This window comes from Streptomyces tagetis (assembly GCF_018069565.1).
GTDB classification, from domain to species: Bacteria; Actinomycetota; Actinomycetes; order Streptomycetales; family Streptomycetaceae; genus Streptomyces; species Streptomyces tagetis.
In genome coordinates this window covers 465,598-483,262 of the sequence record NZ_JAGPNL010000004.1, presented here as the reverse complement: position 1 = coordinate 483,262, position 17,665 = coordinate 465,598, and the positions used below count along the sequence as shown (strand labels likewise).

14 protein-coding genes are annotated in these 17,665 nt (G+C 74.5%); 8 read left to right on the top strand and 6 right to left on the bottom strand.

Translation table 11 applies throughout. From position 1 onward, the window contains the following. Nucleotides 1-74 precede the first annotated feature (74 nt). Nucleotides 75-2,579, bottom strand: coding sequence for a DEAD/DEAH box helicase (locus tag J5Y05_RS17845; protein WP_247614923.1), 2,505 nt, complete (start codon nt 2,577-2,579; stop codon nt 75-77). A 491-nt stretch (nt 2,580-3,070) separates the two neighbouring features. On the opposite strand from J5Y05_RS17845, the gene J5Y05_RS17840 reads away from it, so the two are divergent. Next, on the top strand, nt 3,071-3,817 hold the full coding sequence (locus J5Y05_RS17840; protein WP_210873549.1) for a ferritin-like fold-containing protein: 747 nt from the start codon (nt 3,071-3,073) through the stop codon (nt 3,815-3,817). Between the two features lie 173 nt (nt 3,818-3,990). On the opposite strand, the gene J5Y05_RS17835 is transcribed toward J5Y05_RS17840, so the two are convergent. From J5Y05_RS17835 to J5Y05_RS17820, 4 genes are all read right to left on the bottom strand, one after another. After that, a complete protein-coding gene (locus J5Y05_RS17835) occupies nt 3,991-4,260 on the bottom strand; it encodes a hypothetical protein (RefSeq protein ID WP_210873548.1) in 270 nt (89 codons plus the stop codon). 166 nt (nt 4,261-4,426) lie between these two features. Then, the gene (locus J5Y05_RS17830; protein ID WP_200263159.1) at nt 4,427-4,654 is read right to left on the bottom strand and encodes a DUF3107 domain-containing protein; all 228 of its coding nucleotides are present in this window, start codon (nt 4,652-4,654) and stop codon (nt 4,427-4,429) included. A 187-nt stretch (nt 4,655-4,841) separates the two neighbouring features. Next, a complete protein-coding gene (locus tag J5Y05_RS17825; RefSeq protein ID WP_030419101.1) occupies nt 4,842-5,483 on the bottom strand; it encodes a TetR/AcrR family transcriptional regulator in 642 nt (213 codons plus the stop codon). A 209-nt stretch (nt 5,484-5,692) separates the two neighbouring features. Continuing rightward, on the bottom strand, nt 5,693-5,917 hold the full coding sequence (locus J5Y05_RS17820) for a hypothetical protein (protein ID WP_210873546.1): 225 nt from the start codon (nt 5,915-5,917) through the stop codon (nt 5,693-5,695). Between the two features lie 259 nt (nt 5,918-6,176). Between J5Y05_RS17820 and J5Y05_RS17815 the strand changes: the two genes are divergently transcribed. The 7 genes from J5Y05_RS17815 (at nt 6,177) to moeZ (ending at nt 15,947) form a co-directional block, all read left to right on the top strand. Beyond that, nucleotides 6,177-7,199 carry an alpha/beta fold hydrolase gene (locus tag J5Y05_RS17815; protein WP_210873544.1) on the top strand — a complete coding sequence of 341 codons (1,023 nt, stop codon included), beginning with the start codon at nt 6,177-6,179 and terminating at the stop codon, nt 7,197-7,199. A 353-nt stretch (nt 7,200-7,552) separates the two neighbouring features. Further along, a complete protein-coding gene (locus tag J5Y05_RS17810; RefSeq protein WP_247614816.1) occupies nt 7,553-9,121 on the top strand; it encodes a DUF3152 domain-containing protein in 1,569 nt (522 codons plus the stop codon). Between the two features lie 212 nt (nt 9,122-9,333). Beyond that, the gene (locus J5Y05_RS17805; protein ID WP_210873542.1) at nt 9,334-11,046 is read left to right on the top strand and encodes a DUF3492 domain-containing protein; all 1,713 of its coding nucleotides are present in this window, start codon (nt 9,334-9,336) and stop codon (nt 11,044-11,046) included. A 719-nt stretch (nt 11,047-11,765) separates the two neighbouring features. Further along, nucleotides 11,766-12,809, top strand: coding sequence for a hypothetical protein (locus J5Y05_RS17800; RefSeq protein ID WP_210873540.1), 1,044 nt, complete (start codon nt 11,766-11,768; stop codon nt 12,807-12,809). Nucleotides 12,810-12,909: 100 nt separating this feature from the next. Further along, on the top strand, nt 12,910-13,968 hold the full coding sequence (locus J5Y05_RS17795; RefSeq protein WP_210873538.1) for an SDR family oxidoreductase: 1,059 nt from the start codon (nt 12,910-12,912) through the stop codon (nt 13,966-13,968). Next, nucleotides 13,956-14,705 (top strand): spherulation-specific family 4 protein, encoded by a 750-nt coding sequence (locus J5Y05_RS17790; RefSeq protein ID WP_210873536.1) that lies wholly within the window; start codon nt 13,956-13,958, stop codon nt 14,703-14,705. The genes J5Y05_RS17795 and J5Y05_RS17790 overlap by 13 nt, the downstream gene beginning before the upstream one ends. Nucleotides 14,706-14,768: 63 nt before the next feature. Continuing rightward, nucleotides 14,769-15,947, top strand: coding sequence for an adenylyltransferase/sulfurtransferase MoeZ (gene moeZ / locus J5Y05_RS17785; RefSeq protein ID WP_210873534.1), 1,179 nt, complete (start codon nt 14,769-14,771; stop codon nt 15,945-15,947). An 83-nt stretch (nt 15,948-16,030) separates the two neighbouring features. Here the strand turns inward: moeZ and J5Y05_RS17780 are convergent, their stop codons facing one another. Then, nucleotides 16,031-17,569: an alpha/beta hydrolase gene (locus J5Y05_RS17780; RefSeq protein ID WP_210873533.1), complete on the bottom strand. Its 1,539-nt coding sequence runs from the start codon at nt 17,567-17,569 to the stop codon at nt 16,031-16,033. Nucleotides 17,570-17,665: the final 96 nt, after the last annotated feature.

The following is a 17,665-nucleotide window of genomic DNA, read 5'->3' as shown; positions in this document are numbered from 1 at the left end:
GGAGGCGGGAACGCCGCCGGCCCGGTTCCGCGCGGGTGGCGGGACCGGGCCGACGGGGTGACGGGCGGTGCGGATCAGCTCTCGGCAGGCTCCGCGGGCTGCGCGGCGGCCGTGGCCGCCTTGCGGGTGCGACGCGCCTTCGGCTTCGCCTCGGCGGCGCCCTCCGCCTCGACGGGGGCCTCGGCGGAGGCGACCGTCTTGCGGGTGCGGCGCTTCGGCGCGGCCTCGGGCTCCTGCGCGACCTGCGCGGGGATGCCCGCGGCCTCGGCGGCGTCGGTGACCTCGGTGACCTCGGCGCTCGCGGCCTTGCGGGTGCGGCGGCGGGGCTTGGCCTCGGCGGCCTCGGCACTGTCCACGGCGGCTTCGGCCCGGGGGGCCTCGGCCTCGGCGGGCTGCGCGGCGGTCTTCTTGGCGGCCGTCTTGCGGGTCCGGCGCGGCTTGGCCTCGGCGGCCTCCGCCTCCGGCGCCACCTCGGCGGCGTCGGTGCCCTCGGCGCTCGCGGCCTTGCGGGTGCGGCGGCGGGGCTTGGCGTCGGCGCCCTCGGCACTGTCCACGGCGGCCTCGGCCGGGGAGACCTCGGCCTCGGCGGCCTTCTGCGCGGCCGTCTTGCGGGTGCGGCGCGGCTTGGTCTCCGCGGCCTCCGCCTCCGGCGCCGACTGGGCCGGGATGCCCGAGGCGTCGGCGGTGGCCTCCGCCTCGACGGCCTTCTTCGCCGCGGTCTTGCGGGTGCGGCGCGGCTTGGTCTCGGCCGCTTCGGACGGCGCGGACGGCTCTGCCACGGGGGCCTCGACGGCTCCCTCGGCGGTGTCGAGCGCGGTCTCGGCGGCGTCGGCGGCGTCGGCCGACTTGCGGGTGCGGCGGCGCGGCTTCTCGGCGGGGGCCTCGGCGGCGGGCGCCTCGACGGCCTCCGGCTCGGTCACCGGCGCGGTCGCCACGGGGGCGGTCTCCACCGGCGCGGTCTCCGCCGACTTGCGGGTGCGGCGGCGGCGCGGCCTGGTCTCGGCCTGCTCGGCCGACTCCGTCGCGGGGGTCTCGGTGACCACGGGGGACGAGAGATCCGTGCCCTCGGCCGTCGCCACCGCGGTGTGCGCGGCGTCGGCGGTCTCGGTCGCGGGCGTCTCGGCCGTCACCTGCCCGCGGGCCGGCTCCCCGTTACGGGTGCGGCGCCGGCGGCGCAGCGTGCGCGGGCCCTTCGCGGCCTCCGCGTCCGTGTCGGTGTCGGTGCTTCCGGCCGCGGGCGCCTCGGCGGGGGCCGCCCCCGCGTCCACCGGCTCCCCGCCGCGCATCCGGCGACGGCGGCGCGGCGTACGGGAGGACTGCTCACGGTCGGCGGAACGGGACTCGTCCCGGCCCCGGGGGCCACGGCCACCGCGTCCACCGCGGCCACCCGGCTCGCCCAGGTCCTCCAGCTCCTCCGCCGCCAGCCCGGCACGGGTGCGCTCCGAGCGGGGCAGCACGCCCTTGGTGCCCTCGGGGATGCCGAGGTCGGCGTAGAGGTGGGGGGAGGTGGAGTACGTCTCCGGCGGGTCGTTGAAGTCCAGCACCAGTGCCTTGTTGATGAGCTGCCAGCGCGGGATGTCGTCCCAGTCGACCAGGGTGATCGCCGTACCCTTCGCGCCCGCGCGGCCGGTCCGGCCCACCCGGTGCAGGTACGTCTTCTCCTCTTCCGGCGACTGGTAGTTGACGACGTGGGTCACACCCTCGACGTCGATGCCGCGGGCGGCGACGTCGGTGCAGACCAGCACGTCCACCTTGCCGTTGCGGAAGGCGCGCAGCGCCTGCTCGCGGGCGCCCTGCCCGAGGTCGCCGTGGACCGCGCCGGCGGCGAAACCGCGGCGCTGGAGTTGCTCGGCGATGTCGGCGGCCGTGCGCTTGGTGCGGCAGAAGATCATCGCCAGTCCGCGGCCGTCGGCCTGGAGGATGCGGGAGACCATCTCCGGCTTGTCCATGGAGTGCGCGCGGTAGACGAACTGCTTGATGTTGGCGACCGTCGCGCCCTCGTCGTCCGGCGCGGTGGCGCGGATGTGCGTGGGCTGCGACATGTAGCGGCGGGCCAGTCCGATGACCGCGCCCGGCATGGTCGCCGAGAACAGCATGGTCTGGCGCTTGGCCGGAAGCATCGTGACGATCTTCTCGACGTCGGGCAGGAAGCCCAGGTCGAGCATCTCGTCGGCCTCGTCGAGGACCAGGCACCTGACGTGCTTGAGGTCCAGCTTGCGCTGGCCGGCCAGGTCCAGGAGGCGGCCGGGGGTGCCGACGACCACGTCGACGCCCTTCTTCAGCGCCTCGACCTGCGGCTCGTAGGCCCGGCCGCCGTAGATCGCGATCACCCGCACGTTGCGGGCCTTGCCGGCGGTCAGGAGGTCGTTGGTGACCTGCTGGCACAGCTCGCGCGTGGGGACGACGACGAGCGCCTGCGGGGCGTCGGTGAGCGATTCGGGGGCGGCGCGGCCCGCCTCCACGTCGGCGGGGACGGTCACCCGCTCCAGGAGGGGGAGGCCGAAGCCCAGCGTCTTGCCGGTGCCGGTCTTGGCCTGGCCGATGACATCCGTGCCCGAGAGGGCGACGGGGAGCGTCATCTCCTGGATGGGGAAGGGGTGGACGATGCCGACGGCCTCAAGGGCCTCGGCGGTCTCGGGGAGGATTCCGAGGGAACGGAACGTCGTAGTCAGGGTGCTGCCTCTTCTGTGTGCGCGGTGCGAGGCGAGCGCGGGGGTCGTGGGCGACCGTGCCGGGGACGTCGGCTGCCATACGGGCGGGCCGTAGGACACGGGACCTCTGCCGACGCTCTAGCGCTCGAACCGCTGAGGGTCTCCCTCCGGGTCCGTACGCACCAATGCGTACGACGGGGAGGGCTGTCGGGTCGGAGCCGATCGGGCCACCGACCGGGCATCCTCATGCGTGCGGCCCGTCGACTAGGTCACGTACCCGTACGTCACATACTCGGCAGGCGCATTACCACCATACCCCGGATTCGCGCACATGCGAGGGGGGATGTGCGGACGTAGCCGTCGTCACACTGATCGGGCGGGGCCCTGGAGGGGGTGGCGGGCGGACTATTGTGCGCTCCATGACGAGCTCTGACAAGCCTGGCAACGCCGCGGACGCCGCGACCGCACCCACCACCATCGCCGCCCGCGACTGGGCGGCGGCCTCCGCCGACCCGCAGTACCGCGCCGCCGTCGTGGATCTGCTCGGCGCGCTCGCCTACGGCGAGCTGGCGGCGTTCGAGCGGCTCGCGGAGGACGCCAAGCTGGCCCCGACGCTGGCCGACAAGGCGGAGCTGGCGAAGATGGCGTCGGCGGAGTTCCACCACTTCGAGCGGCTGCGCGACCGGCTCGCCGAGGTCGGTGAGGAGCCGACGGCGGCGATGGAGCCCTTCGTCGCCGCCTACGACGGCTTCCACCGTCAGACGGACCCCTCGGACTGGCTGGAGGGCCTGGTCAAGGCGTACGTGGGCGACTCCATCGCCAGCGACTTCTACCGCGAGGTCGCCGCCCGTCTCGACTCCGACACCCGCGCCCTGGTGTTGGCGGTGCTGGACGACACCGGGCACGCGAGCTTCGCGGTGGAGAAGGTGCGCGCCGCCATCGAGGCCGAGCCGCGCGTGGGCGGGCGGCTGGCCCTGTGGGCGCGGCGGCTGATGGGCGAGGCCCTGTCGCAGTCGCAGCGGGTGGTCGCCGAGCGGGACGCGCTGTCGACGATGCTCGTGGGCGGTGTCGCGGACGGCTTCGACCTCGCCGAGGTGGGCAGGATGTTCTCCCGGATCACCGAGGCCCACACCAAGCGGATGGCGGCGCTGGGCCTCGCCGCCTGAGGCCCACGGAGTGGACGGGCAGGCTCGGAACGCGGAGCCGTACGGAGCCGTACGGGGCCGGTGGCCCGGGTCTGCCGGGAACGCACCGGGTCTGCCCGGAACGCGGCACCGGCCCGGCCGGGTCGGCCGGGAGCACGCGTGGCGTGGGCCGGACCGGTGCGGGCGGCTGCCGCTCAGGCGGTGGCCGACCGGTGCCGGAGCGCCCCCGCGGGCCGCAGCAGCAGCGACAGCGAGGCCACCGAGAAGGTCACCGCGCCTATCAGGACCGGCACCAGTCCGCCCGCGTCCAGCGCGGTGTGCGTGACGAAGGCCCCGAAGAGCGCCCCGGCGACACCCGTCGGCAGGACCAGGACGGGGGCCGGCAGGCGGTGCGGCAGGCGGCGGACGGCGGCCCAGGCCAGGGCGAGGCCGAGGAGCGTGGCGCTGAGTGCTTGCAGCAGCATGTCGGGGGTCCCTCCCACACGGTCGGCGTGCCCGAAACGGTCGTAGCCGTACTACCCGTGGCCCATGCGGCGCAATCCACCCCCTGAGGGTGACCCGCGGAGGGAGCGAACGGGGAGGGCCCGGCGGTCACCTGCCGCCGGGCCCTCCCCGTTCGCCGTCCTGCCGTCAGAGCGTGCCGAAGCCCACCTTGCGCGGGGACGGCTCGCCGATCTCGACGTACGCCAGACGGTCGGCGGGCACCAGGACCTTGCGGCCGTGCTCGTCCACGAGGCTCAGGAGCTGTGCCTTGCCCGCCAGCGCCTCGGCCACCACGCGCTCGACTTCCTCGGCACTCTGACCGCTCTCCAGAACGATCTCGCGGGGCGCGTGCTGCACGCCGATCTTGACCTCCACGGCTATGTCCCTCCGACGGTCAGTGAAGTGCGCGATCTTTCCGCGCCGTACCCGCACACACTAGCCCGGTGCGGGGGACCCGTACGCCGTGTCCGGGAACGCCAGGAGCGAACAGCCGGCCCGAGCCGACGCGCGAGGGCCGCCGCGCGCGCCCCGCGGGGCACCGGGGCGGCGGCCCTCGCGGACGTCAGTGCTGCTCGGTGCCGTGCATCGGGAAGCCGGCGATGCCCCGCCAGGCCAGCGAGGTCAGCAACTGGACCGCCTGGTCGCGCGGCACGCTGCGGTCGCTGTGCAGCCAGGAGCGGGCCACCACCTGCGCGAGGCCGCCCAGGCCGGAGGCGAGCAGCATCGACTCGGCCCGCGAGAGGCCGGTGTCCTCGGCGATCACGTCGCAGATCGCCTCGGCGCACTCGTTGGTGACCTTGTCGACGCGCTCGCGCACGGCGGGCTCGTTGGTCAGGTCCGATTCGAAGACCAGCCGGAAGGCGCCCCCGTCGTCCTCCACGTACGCGAAGTAGGCGTCCATCGTCGCGCGGACACGCTGCTTGTTGTCGGTCGTCGACGCGAGCGCGTGCCGTACCGACTGGATCAGCGCCTCGCAGTGCTGGTCGAGCAGGGCGAGGTAGAGGTCGAGCTTGCCCGGGAAGTGCTGGTAGAGCACCGGCTTGCTGACGCCGGCCCGCTCGGCGATGTCGTCCATCGCGGCGGCGTGGTAGCCCTGTGCCACGAACACTTCCTGCGCGGCGCCCAGGAGCTGGTTCCGCCGGGCTCGGCGGGGAAGGCGTGTGCCCCGCGGGCGTACCGCCTCTGTCTGCTCGATGGCTGTCACGCCGCCTCCCAAAGTCGTCCACGTGCGGTGTGCGCCGCGTCGCCATCGTACTTTTCGGTAACCGTGGTGTGCGCGGTGCGAGCGCAGAATTTCACGGACCGGACGGCGGCGAAAGGTGTGCAAGAGGTTTCAAAAGATCTCAGGCCGGGCATAAATCGGCCTCTTTCCTGTCAGGCGGCACCTTCCGGCCCCCGCGCGGGGAGCCCGCGTCAGCGGTAGTCGTCCTCGTCGTGGTGGACGACCCGGGCCTGTTCGGCCAGGTCGCCCTCGCTGGCCCGGTCCGGTTCCACGCCGGTCAGCGAGTCGTCGTGCTCCGGGGTGACGTCGGCGTACTGCTCGGCCGCGTCGGCGTCGGGCTCCTCGACGCCGATCTCGCCGGGCTCCTCGCTCTCGTCGTCGTCGAAGGTCTCGGGGTCGGTCGGATCGACGGTCATGCCGGGCTCCCTTCCTCCGGGCGTCCCTGGTGTACAGGGACCACCATGCGGGTGCCCCGCCCCGAGCGTAGGAGACACCCGAGGCGCACGCCACGCGTCGCCGGGTGAAGCCCTACGGGGCTCCGGGTGGTGTCTCGGGGACTTCCGGGAGAGGCTCCGGGGCCTCCCGGGGGGCGCTCGGTCTCCTCGTGGGGATACCTTCCCCCCTTGTGATGGCGAACACGTCAACCGGTGCGTGATCGTCTCGTAACATTGCCGCATGTCCTCGACCGAGCCGCCGTCCGTGCCGCCCGCCACCGTCCTGCCGAAGGTGGCGGCCGTCAGGGGCACGGAAGGCGAACGGCTCCGGCAGGCCCACCTGCCCGGCATCACCCTGACGCTCCGCTCGCGGCCCCCCGCGCGCGAGGGACTGCCGCCCGCGCTCTACGTGCACGGCCTCGGCGGCTCCTCGCAGAACTGGTCGGCGCTGATGCTCCTGCTCGACGGCCTCGTCGACGGCGAGGCCGTCGACCTGCCCGGCTTCGGCGAGTCCCCGCCGCCGGACGACGGCGACTACTCGGTGACGGGCCACGCCCGCGCCGTCATCCGCCACCTCGACGCGAGCCGGCGCGGACCCGTGCACCTCTTCGGCAACTCGCTCGGCGGCGCGATCGCCACGCGCGTGGCCGCCGTCCGGCCCGACCTCGTGCGGACACTGACCCTCGTCTCGCCGGCCCTGCCCGAGATCCGCGTCCAGCGCAGCGCCGTGCCGACCGGGCTGATGGCCGTCCCCGGTGTCGTCCCCCTGTTCTCCCGGCTCACCCGGGAGTGGACGGCGGAGCAACGCGTCCGCGGGGTGACCGCGCTGTGTTACGGCGATCCCGCGAGGGTGACCCCCGAGGGCTTCCGCAACGCCGTCGAGGAGATGGAACGGCGACTCCAACTCCCTTATTTCTGGGACGCGATGACGCGCTCCGCGCGCGGTATCGTCAATGCGTACACCGTCGGCGGGCAGCACGGACTGTGGCGACAGGCCGAACGGGTCCTCGCACCCACGTTGCTGGTCTACGGTGGACGCGACCAACTCGTCGGCCACCGCATGGCCCAGCGGGCCGCCCGCGCCTTCCGCGACTCGCGGCTGCTGACGCTGCCCGACGCGGGGCACGTGGCGATGATGGAGTATCCGGAGACCGTCGCCACGGCATTCCGCGAACTCCTCGCGGACACCGGGGAGTCGGCGGTCGACGAGAGGACCGAGGGGGCCGTCGAGGACGAGCCCGCCAACCAGAGCACAGGAGGCTGAGGCGCGACGTGGGACGCCACAGCCGTCGCGGGCCCGCTCCCCGGAGCGACAGCGCGGACGCCACCGCCGCGGGGGAGGGCCTGACCCGACGACCGGGCCGACGGCGCATGCCCGAGACGCCGGCGGGGGAGCAGGCGGCCCCGGCCGGCCCGATGCCGGACGCCGCCACACGCGAGTCGTACGCCGGGCAGCCGGGAGCGGTGCCGGGCACGTCGTTTGACGGGCCGTCGGGTGCGTCCGGTGTGTCCGGTGCGTCGCAGGGTGGTCGGCCGGGTGTGCCGGGCGCGCCGGGTGCCTCGCAGGCGGGCCGGCCCGGAGGGTTCCCGGCCGGTGCCGGACGCGGGGGCCCGCCGATGGACGGCACGCCTCCCCACGGCTTCCCGGGGGTCGCGGGCGATCCGTCGGGGCGCGGCTACCGGGGCGGGGCCGACGGCGGTCCTCCTCGTACGCCGGACGGCGGTCTTCCGCGTACGTCCGACGGTGGTGCTCCGCGTACGTCCGACGGTGGTGCTCCTCGTACGTCCGACGGTGGATTTTCCCGTACGCCCGACGGCGGCTTCACCCGTACCGATGGCGGTCTTCCCGGTACCGGTGGCGGGGCGCCCTTGGCGGGCGGTCCCCGGTTCCCCGGCGACACGCCCGCGCACGGCGTGCCGCGCGTGCGCGGGGGACACCCCGAACACCACGAGGCGGGCGGCGGCTGGGGCCGGCTGGGCGAGGCGCCCGGCGCCGGGCACGACACGCCGACGGCGCCGCGGACCGGCACCCCGGCGGGGCCCGGCGTGTCGCTCCCACGGCAGCGGCAGTCGCCGCCCGGCGGGCCGTCCCGGCAGGCCCCGGACGGAGCGCCGCAGGAGCGCCCGGACGGGACGCCGCGCCGGGCGCGTGCGGAGGGCCCGCGCCAGGAGTACCTGGACGCCTTCGGCGACGGCGACGATGTTTTCGCCGCCCGGCCCCCGCGCGGCACTTTCGACTCCGGGCACGGCGGCGGCCCCTTCATCGGCGACTGGAGCGACGCTCCCGCGGGCGCGGACCCGGAGGGCGCCGGCGGCGGTGACGGCGGGGCGGACGTCTCCGGTCCGGCGTGGCCCGCCGAGGACCCCCAGCCCGCCAAGGGCGCCAAGGGGCGGACCTTCACCGGCATCGCCGCGGCGGCGGTCACCACCGTGCTGGCGGTCGTCGTCGCGGGCCAGGTCACCGACGGCCAGGACGGCGAGGGCGTCCGCTCGCAGGCCGCCGCCGACGGGGCGCGCGAGGCCCAGGGCGCCTCCGCGCGTACCGACGGACGGGCGCTCCCCGTCACCCCCGAGACGGCGCCCCCGAGCTACGAGCAGCAGATGAGCACCCTCTACCCGCTCAGCGCCGACCTGGAGGGACCCGGCACCTTCGACGCCGTCACCGGGATCGACAAGGCACCCGGGACGGGGCGGAAGTACACCTACCGCGTCGACATCGAGCGCGGACTCGGCCTTGACGGGACCCTGTTCGCCGAGGCGGTGCAGAAGACGCTCAACGACGACCGCAGTTGGGCGCACAACGGAGCGCGCACCTTCGAGCGCATCCACTCCGGGAACCCCGACTTCGTCATCACTCTCGCCAGTCCCGGAACCACCGCCTTCTGGTGCGCCAAATCCGGACTGGACACCACCGAGGACAACGTCTCCTGCGACTCCGCCGCCACCTCCCGCGTGATGATCAACGCGTACCGGTGGGCGCAGGGCTCGGAGACCTACGGCGACAAGCACATCCACGCCTACCGGCAGATGCTGATCAACCACGAGATCGGCCACCGCATCGGCTACAACCACGTCACCTGCGACAAGGACGGCGACCTCGCGCCCGTCATGCAGCAGCAGACCAAGTTCCTCGACCACGACGGCATCCGCTGCCGGCCCAACCCCTGGGCGTACCCGGGCGGTTGAGCCAGGCATGGCCGAGGCGTCACGCCGTGTAGCTGCATGATCCCTTAGCGCGATCAAACGCGCTCCGCGCACGAAAGTTACGACCGTTCACCCCTTTTGGTGGTGCGACGGACAACCGTCCAGCGCGCCCCCGCCTTGTCCGCTTACGTTCGTCCCGCTGCGAGCCGCCGGGTCAACGGCGGCTCCCGAAACGGGAGATCGGGGGTGCGCGCGTGCGCATCGGACTGCTTACGGAGGGCGGCTATCCGTATGCGAGCGGTGAGGCCGGACTCTGGTGCGACCGGCTCGTACGCGGGCTCGAACAGCACGAGTTCGACGTCTACGCGCTCAGCCGCGGTGCCCAGCAGGAGAGCGAGGGCTGGGTCCCGCTGCCGCCGCAGGTGAGCCGGGTGCGCACCGCCCCGCTGTGGGACACCGAGGACGACGGGGTCGTGTACGGACGGCGCGCGCGCCGGCGCTTCGCCGACTCCTACGCCGAACTCGCCACCGCCCTGTGCGCCACCGGCTTCCAGGACCCCTCGGGCGGTCCCGGAGAGGCGTCCGGCACTGAGGCGGACCGTTTCGCCAGCGCGCTGTACGGTCTCGCCGAACTCGCCCGGGACGAGGGCGGCCTGCCCGCCGCGCTCCGCTCCGAGACCGCCGTACGCGCCCTGGAACGCGCCTGTCGCGCGCCCGGCGCCCAGCGCTTTGCCCGCGAGGCCCGCGTCCCCGACCTGCTCGCCGTCGCCGCGCGCCTCGAACACGCCCTGCGCCCCCTCTCCCTTGACTGGTACGAGGCCGACGGACTCGGCGACGTCGACCTCTGCCACGCGGCCTCCGGCGGCGCGGCGGTGCTGCCCGGACTGCTCGCCGCGCACTTCCACGGCGTGCCCCTGCTGGTCACCGAGTACGGCGTCCGGCTGCGGACGCACTACCTGCGCGAACCGGACTCCCCGGCCGCCCCCCGCGCCCTGCTGGCCGCCTTCCAGGGCCGGCTGGCCACCGAGACCTACCGCAGGGCCGCCCTGATCACCCCCGGCAACACCCACGCCCGCCGCTGGCAGGAGCGCTGCGGCGCCGAACGCCACAAGGTCCGCACGGTCCACCCCGGGATGGACGCGGCGCCCTTCGCCGAGGCGGCCGAGGCGCCGGAGTGCGCCGACCCGCACACCCTCGTCTGGGTCGGCGCCGTCGAGCCCGCCAAGGACCTGGTCTCGCTGCTGCACGCCTTCGCCGAGGTCCGCCGCGAGGAACCCGGCGCCCGCCTCCGCATCGTCGGCACCCCCGCGGGCCCCGAGGGCGCCGCCTACCTCGCCCACTGCCAGGGGCTCGCCGCCCAGCTCTTCCCCGACGAGGCCGACGGCCCGCACGCGGTCGGCGACAACCCCGTCTCCTTCGAGCAGACCGGCGGGCCGGAGCTGCCCACCCGCGCCGACGCCTACGCCGCCGGAGCCGTCGTCGTCCTCTCCAGCGTCGTCGAGGGGTTCCCGGCCGGGCTGGTGGAGGCCATGTTCTGCGCTCGCGCCACGGTCTCCACCGACGTCGGCGCCGTGGTCGAGGCCATCGGCGGCACCGGACTGGTCGTACCGCCACGCAACCCCCGGGCGCTCGCCGAGGCGTGCGTGGCCCTGCTGCGCGACCCGGAGCGCCGGGAGCGCCTGGGGGCCGCCGCGCGCGCCCGCGCACTGGAGCTGTTCACCGTCGAGCAGAACGTCACGGCGTTTCACGGCATCTACCTGGAGATCCTTTCGAGGACCCCGGTCCGCCACCCCGTCCCGGACGACCCCGGGGTGCCACTGCCCTTCGCCGTCCCCGCCGAGGCCCACGTCCCCGGCCGCTGGACCGACACCACCGCCCCCGCCGCGCCCCGGGGCGGCCCCGGCTGGGCGAAGGGCGCCCCCGTCCGGGCCACCGCGCCCGCCTCCGTCGGGGAGGGAGCGCGATGAGCGGCCCGGACCGTCCTCGACGCCCGCTCCCGCAGGGCCCCTGGCAGACACGACCGGACCACGACGAAGGCGGGACCGACACCTCCATGACCACCCCCTGGGGCACGGACCGTGCCGCCACCGCGCCGGCCGATCCCGACACGCCCGACGTGCCGGGCCGGGGCCCGAGTGCGGAAAGCGGCGTGCCGGGCGGGGGCCCGAGTGCGGAAAGCGGCGTGCCGGGCGGGGGCCCGAGTGCGGGTAACGGCGTGTCGGGCGTCCGGCTGCGCGGCGCCGGCGGCCTGTCGGGGATAGCCCCGCGCACCGGCGCCACCGGGTACGGAGAGCCGGCCGGGGCATCGCAGACACCCGGCCTCGGCAGGGAACCCGCACCGGCCGGGGAAGGACACCGCCGACAGCCCGGCGGCGCACCCGCCGGGACGACCTCACCGGGCGCCCGGCCGACGGGTCACGGTGGGGCGGCTTCGGTCGGAGACGTCCGGCCCGCCGGATTTGGTGAGGGGGCTTCCACTGTGGGCGCCGGGTCCTCCGGTCGTGGCGGGGCGGCTTTCGTCGGAGACGCCCGGCCCGCCGGTTCTGGCGAGGGGGCTTCCGCCGGGCGCATCCGGTCGGCCGGTCGTGGTGAGGGGGCCTCCGTCGGGGGCGCTCGGGCCGTCGCCCGTGGGCCGTGGCCCGCGCGGGCCGCCGCCCGTACCGCCGCGGACCCCGTCAAGTCCCTGATGCACCGCCACCGCGCCCTGTGCGAACGGGCCGTGGACCCCCTGGAGATCGCCGCCGGCCTGGAGGCGCACGGCGTCACCGACCGCACCGCCGCGCGCTTCCGGCACCGCGACGTCTTCTCCCTCGCGGAGGAGATGTACGCCCGCGTCCCCCGCGACACCGACACGCCCGAACCCCTGGCGGAGGCGCCCGACACGCCGTCGGGCGCGCGCTGGATCGCCCTTGGACTGCTGCCCGGCGTGCTGTGCGCCGCCACCGTGGCCGCCCTGCGCCTCACCGGGGGACGCGCCCAGGTCATCGCCGCCGCCGTCGGCGTCCTCGCCGTGGCCGTGGCACTGAGCGTGGTCCTGCGCCGGGGGCCGCTGCGCGCCGAGGCGCACGCCCCCGTCGGGCGGACCTGCTGGCTCCTCGCGTACGCCGTCTTCGGCGACGGACTGCTCCGCGCCGCCCTCGGCGGAGGCCCCGACGGCCTGCCCGACGGCACCGTCGCGGGCCCCTGGGGGATCGCCACCGCCCCGCTCCTCGCGCTCGCGCTGGCCTGCGCGCCCGCCGTCTGGATCGCCCACGTCCTCGCCACACGCGCCCGGCACAAGCTGGCCACGAGCCGCGGCCTCGCCGACTTCACCACCGCCCTGCGCCCCCTGCTGCTCGGTCTGGTCGCCCTCTTCCTCGTCGTCCTGGCGGCGCTGCTCACCCTGACCGGCACGGTCCTCGGCGAACCCCACGGCCTGCCCGAGGGCCTCACCCTGGGCGCGCTGCTGCTGCTCGCCCGGCTCCTGACCGTCCACGGCTTCGCCCACGCCCCCTCGCTCGTCCTCACCGCCGTCGCCGCCGCCGAGGCGACCGCCCTGGCCACCCTCTTCGCCGGCCGGCTCCCCGGCTGGGACGTCCTGGCCGTGCCGGTGGAGAGCCTCGTCGAACTGTGGGGCCCGGCCGCCGTACCGACCAGTGCCTGCGGCCTCGGCGCCCTGGTCCTCCTCGTCCACGCGACCCGCCGGCTGACCCGGGCCTCGGCCCACGCCCCCGCGGACCGGCCGCGATGACCCCGTGCCCCGCGACCGCCCACCCCGCCACCCCCGCCTCGAAGGAGACCCCCCAGATGACCCTCTCCCGACCCGACAGCCCTGTCCCGGGGGCAGCCCGATGAGAGTCCTGCTGATCGGTTCCACCGGGTACATCGGCCGCTTCGTCGCCGAACGCCTCCTCGCCGACCCCGCCGTGCAGCTCACCGCCCTCGGCCGCGGCGACGACGCCGACGTGCGCTTCGACCTCGCCACCGGCAGCCCCGGCGCACTGACCCGCTTCTTCGACGCCGTGCACCCCGGAGTCGTCGTCAACTGCGCCGGCGCCACCCGGGGCGGCGCCCGCGACCTCACCCGCCACAACACCGTCGCCGTCGCCACCATCTGCGAGGCCCTGCGCCGCAGCCGCTGCGGAGCCCGCCTGGTGCAGATCGGCTGCGGTTCGGAGTACGGGCCCAGCCAGCCCGGCTCCTCCACCGCCGAGGACGCCGTGCCCCGGCCCGGCGGCCCCTACGGCGTCAGCAAGCTCGCCGCGACCGAGCTGGTCCTCGGCTCCGGCCTGGACGCCGTGGTCCTGCGCGTCTTCTCACCCGCCGGTCCCGGCACCCCCGCCGGCTCCCCGCTCGGCCGGCTCGCCGAGGCCATGCGCCGCGCCATGCAGTCCGGCGACGGCGAACTGCGGCTCGGCGGCCTCGCCGCCCAGCGCGACTTCGTCGACGTCCGCGACGTGGCCCGCGCCGTCCACGCCGCCTCCCTCTCCGCCGCCCAGGGCGTCATCAACATCGGCTCCGGCCGCGCCGTCCGCCTGCGTGACGCCGCCACCACCCTCGCCCGCGTGGCCGGCTACGGCGGCGCCCTGCACGAACTCGACGCGCCCCCCGGCACCATGCGCCCCCTCATCGGCCACCCCCGCTCCGAGTCCGTCGGGCACCGCGTCGACGGCCTGGGACACCACCGGCCCGACCCGCTCGGCCACCACCGCCCGGACCCCCTCGGGCACCGCGACCACCGGGGCGACCCGGACCACGCCGCCCCGGTCGCCTACCCCTACCCCGACGGCTGCGGCGGCTGGCAGCAGGCCGATGTGCGCACCGCGCGCGACCGGCTCGGCTGGCGACCCCGTATCCACCTCGAAGAGTCCCTCGCCGATATCTGGATGGAGGCGGCATGCCGTATCTGACCAGCACGACCACGGGCACCGCGAGCACCGACGTCGGCACCGGCCTCGCCGTACCGGGCCTGGCCCACCCCCTCCTCGCCCCCGCCGAATGGGCCGGCCTCGCCAGCCCGGGGGCCCCGCTGCACTGGGTCGTCCTCGACATCGCCGACGGCCCCGGCACCCAGCCCGACCCGCACTGCCTGGAAGCGGCCGGACGTCTGCGCAACGCGGGCGTCCGGGTCCTGGGCCGCCTCGACGGCGCGTACGGGCAGCGGCCCTCCGGCGGCCTGGTCCTGGACGCCCGCCGGTACGCCGACTGGTATCTGGTCGACGGCTTCCTCCTCGACCACTGCCCCGCCGACCGGTCCCGGCTGCCCGAGGTGCGGCGCACCGTCGCCACCCTCCGCACCCTGCGCGACGATGCCCACATCGTCCTCGGCCACGGCACCCACCCGTACCCGGGCTATGCCGAGAGCGCCGACCAGATGGTCACCTTCTCCGGCGCCTGGAGCCACTACCGCTGGTCGCGGGCGGCCGAGTGGAGCGCCGACTATCCGCCCGAGCGCTTCTGCCACCTCGTGCACGGCGTCCCCCGCGGCCATCTGGAGGAGGCGCTGCGCATCGCCCGCTGGCAGGGCGCCGCGACGATCTACTTCACCGACCGCACCGATCGGGGCGGGTGGGCCGACCCCTGGGAGACCATGCCCGGGTACTGGGACGATATTGTCTCGCGCCTCGGGATGGGTGTCTCGGAATGAAAGAGGCCGTGGCAGTGTTACGCGGAGAACAACCGTCATGATTGACCGACCAACGGAGTCCCCGTGTCGCTGCCACCCCTGGTCGAGCCGGCCCCCGAGCTCACCGTAGACGAGGTCCGCAGGTACTCCCGCCACCTGATCATCCCCGACGTCGGGATGGACGGGCAGAAGCGGCTGAAGAACGCCAAGGTGCTCTTTGTGGGCGCCGGTGGCCTGGGTTCGCCGGGGCTGATGTACATGGCCGCGGCGGGTGTGGGCACCCTCGGGATCGTGGAGTTCGACGAGGTCGACGAGTCGAACCTGCAGCGTCAGGTCATCCACAGCCAGGCCGACATCGGCCGGCCGAAGGCCGAGTCCGCGCGGGACACGATCCAGGGCATCAACCCCTACGTGAAGGTGGTCCTGCACCAGGAGCGGCTTGAGGCCGACAACGTGAAGGACATCTTCGCCCAGTACGACCTGATCGTCGACGGCACGGACAACTTCGCCACCCGCTACCTGGTCAACGACGCCTGTGTGCTGCTGAACAAGCCCTACGTGTGGGGCTCGATCTACCGCTTCGACGGCCAGGCATCCGTCTTCTGGTCCGAGCACGGCCCCTGCTACCGGTGCCTCTACCCGGAGCCCCCGCCGCCCGGCATGGTCCCCTCCTGCGCCGAGGGCGGCGTGCTCGGCGTGCTCTGCGCGTCCATCGGCTCCATCCAGGCCAACGAGGCGATCAAGCTCCTCGCCGGCATCGGTGAGCCGCTGGTCGGCCGCCTGATGGTGTACGACGCCCTGGAGATGCAGTACCGCCAGGTCAAGGTGCGCAAGGACCCCGACTGCGCGGTCTGCGGCGAGAACCCGACCGTCACCGAGCTGATCGACTACGAGGCGTTCTGCGGCGTCGTCTCCGACGAGGCCCAGGAGGCCGCGGCCGGCTCCACGATCACTCCGAAGCAGCTCAAGGAGTGGATCGACGACGGCGAGGAGCTCGAACTGATCGACGTCCGCGAGCCCAACGAGTTCGAGATCGTCTCCATCCCGGGCGCCCGCCTGATCCCGAAGAACGAGTTCCTGATGGGGTCCGCGCTGGAGAGCCTGCCGCAGGACAAGAAGATCGTCTTGAACTGCAAGACGGGTGTCCGCAGTGCGGAAGTCCTGGCGGTCCTCAAGTCCGCCGGCTTCTCGGACGCCGTCCACGTGGGCGGCGGCGTGATCGGCTGGGTCAACCAGATCGAACCGGAGAAGCCCGTCTACTGAGCCGCTCCCGGCCCGACTACGGGCCCCGTGCTCCGGATGGCGGGGGCTTCGCGTGCCACAGGTGGCCGAAGCCCCCGCCTCCGTCATGAGCAGACGGTGCCGTCCTCGGGCACCGTGCCCTTCAGCAGGTAGTCGTCGATCGCGGAGTCGACGCAGTCGCTGCCGCTCCCGTACGCCCCGTGCCCCTCGCCCTTCCAGGTGAGCATCACCCCGACGTCCTGGCCCAGTTCGTCCGCCATCTTGCGGGCGCCCTCGTAAGGGGTGGCCGGGTCGCCGGTGTTGCCGACCACCAGGATCGGGTCCGCGCCGGGCGCGCTCACCTCCGGCGTCTCGTGCTGTCCCGGCACCGGCCAGTCGTGGCACCAGCCGGCGGTGTCCCAGCCGAGGAAGGCGCCGAACACCGGCGAGATCTCCTCGAACCTCGGCAGCAGCTTCCTGGTCTCCTCCAGGGTCGGCCGCTGCTTGGCGTCCAGGCACGATATGACGCGCTGGGAATGGGTCGTCGTGCCGTAGCTCCCCGCGTCGTCGCGCTCGTTGTACCCGTCGGCGAGCGCGAGCAGTTGCGAACCGTCGCCCTTCTCGGCCGCCTCCAGGGCGCTGGTCAGCACGGGCCAGCCGGCCTTGCTGTAGAGGGGCAGCACGATCCCGGTCAGGGCGAGCGTCTGCGTCAGCTTCCGCCCCGGGGAGGACGTGGGCAGCGGCTCGGCGTCCAGCCGGTCCAGCAACGCGGCGATCTTCCGGCTGCCGGCCGCCGGTTCCTGTCCGGTGGACTTGAGATAGCCGTCCAGAGCGCGCTGGAAGCCCCGCGTCTGGTTCTCCGCGTGGCCGATCGTGTCGGCGGTCGGGTCCACCACCGCGTCGAGGATCATCCGGCCGACCCGCTGCGGGAACAGGTGGGCGTAGACGCCGCCGAGCTCGGTGCCGTAGGAGATGCCGAAGTAGTGCATCGACTCGTCGCCCAGCACGTGCCGCATCAGGTCCATGTCGCGGGCGGTGTCCGTCGTCGAGACGTGGGCCATCAGGGGACCGGCGGACTTCTCGCAGCCCTTGCCGAAGTCCGCGGCGTCCTCCAGGAACGCCTGCTCCTCGGCCGGGGTGTCCGGTGTGCCGTCCACGGACTCGGCGGCCTCGATCAGCTTGTCGTCGCGGCAGCGGATGCCGTGGCTGGCGGCGACGCCCCGCGGGTCCCAGCTCACCAGGTCGTACCGCTGGTGCAGTGCCGAGGTGGTGTCCGCGTAGGACGGCATCATGGAGACGCCCGAGCCGCCGGGTCCGCCGAAGTTGAACAGCAGGGACCCGATGCGTCCGCTGCCGCGGGCCTGGGAGCGGATCAGGGCCAGGCCGATCGTCTCCCCGTCCGGCTCGGACCAGTCGAGCGGCACCTTGAGCGTGGAGCACCGCCAGTCCCGGCCGGGTGCGGGGGCGTCGTCGGTGGCCTCGCACCGTCGCCAGTCGAGCTTCTGCGCGGTCAGGGCCCGCGGCACTCCGGACGGTGCCACCGAGGGCCTGCCGCCGCTCGTCCCCCCGTCGCCGGCTTCGTCGCCGGCCGAGCCGCCGGTGCAGCCCGCCGTCAGCAGTGCGGCGGCGGCCGTCAGGGCCGTCCACCGTACGAGTCGTGCCATGTCTTTCCCCCCTCGCAAGCCGTCCGCGCCGTGCGGCGGATGGCGTTCATGCCATGGTAGGCGGATCTGCGGCGGCCCACGGTGGCCTGTGGATAA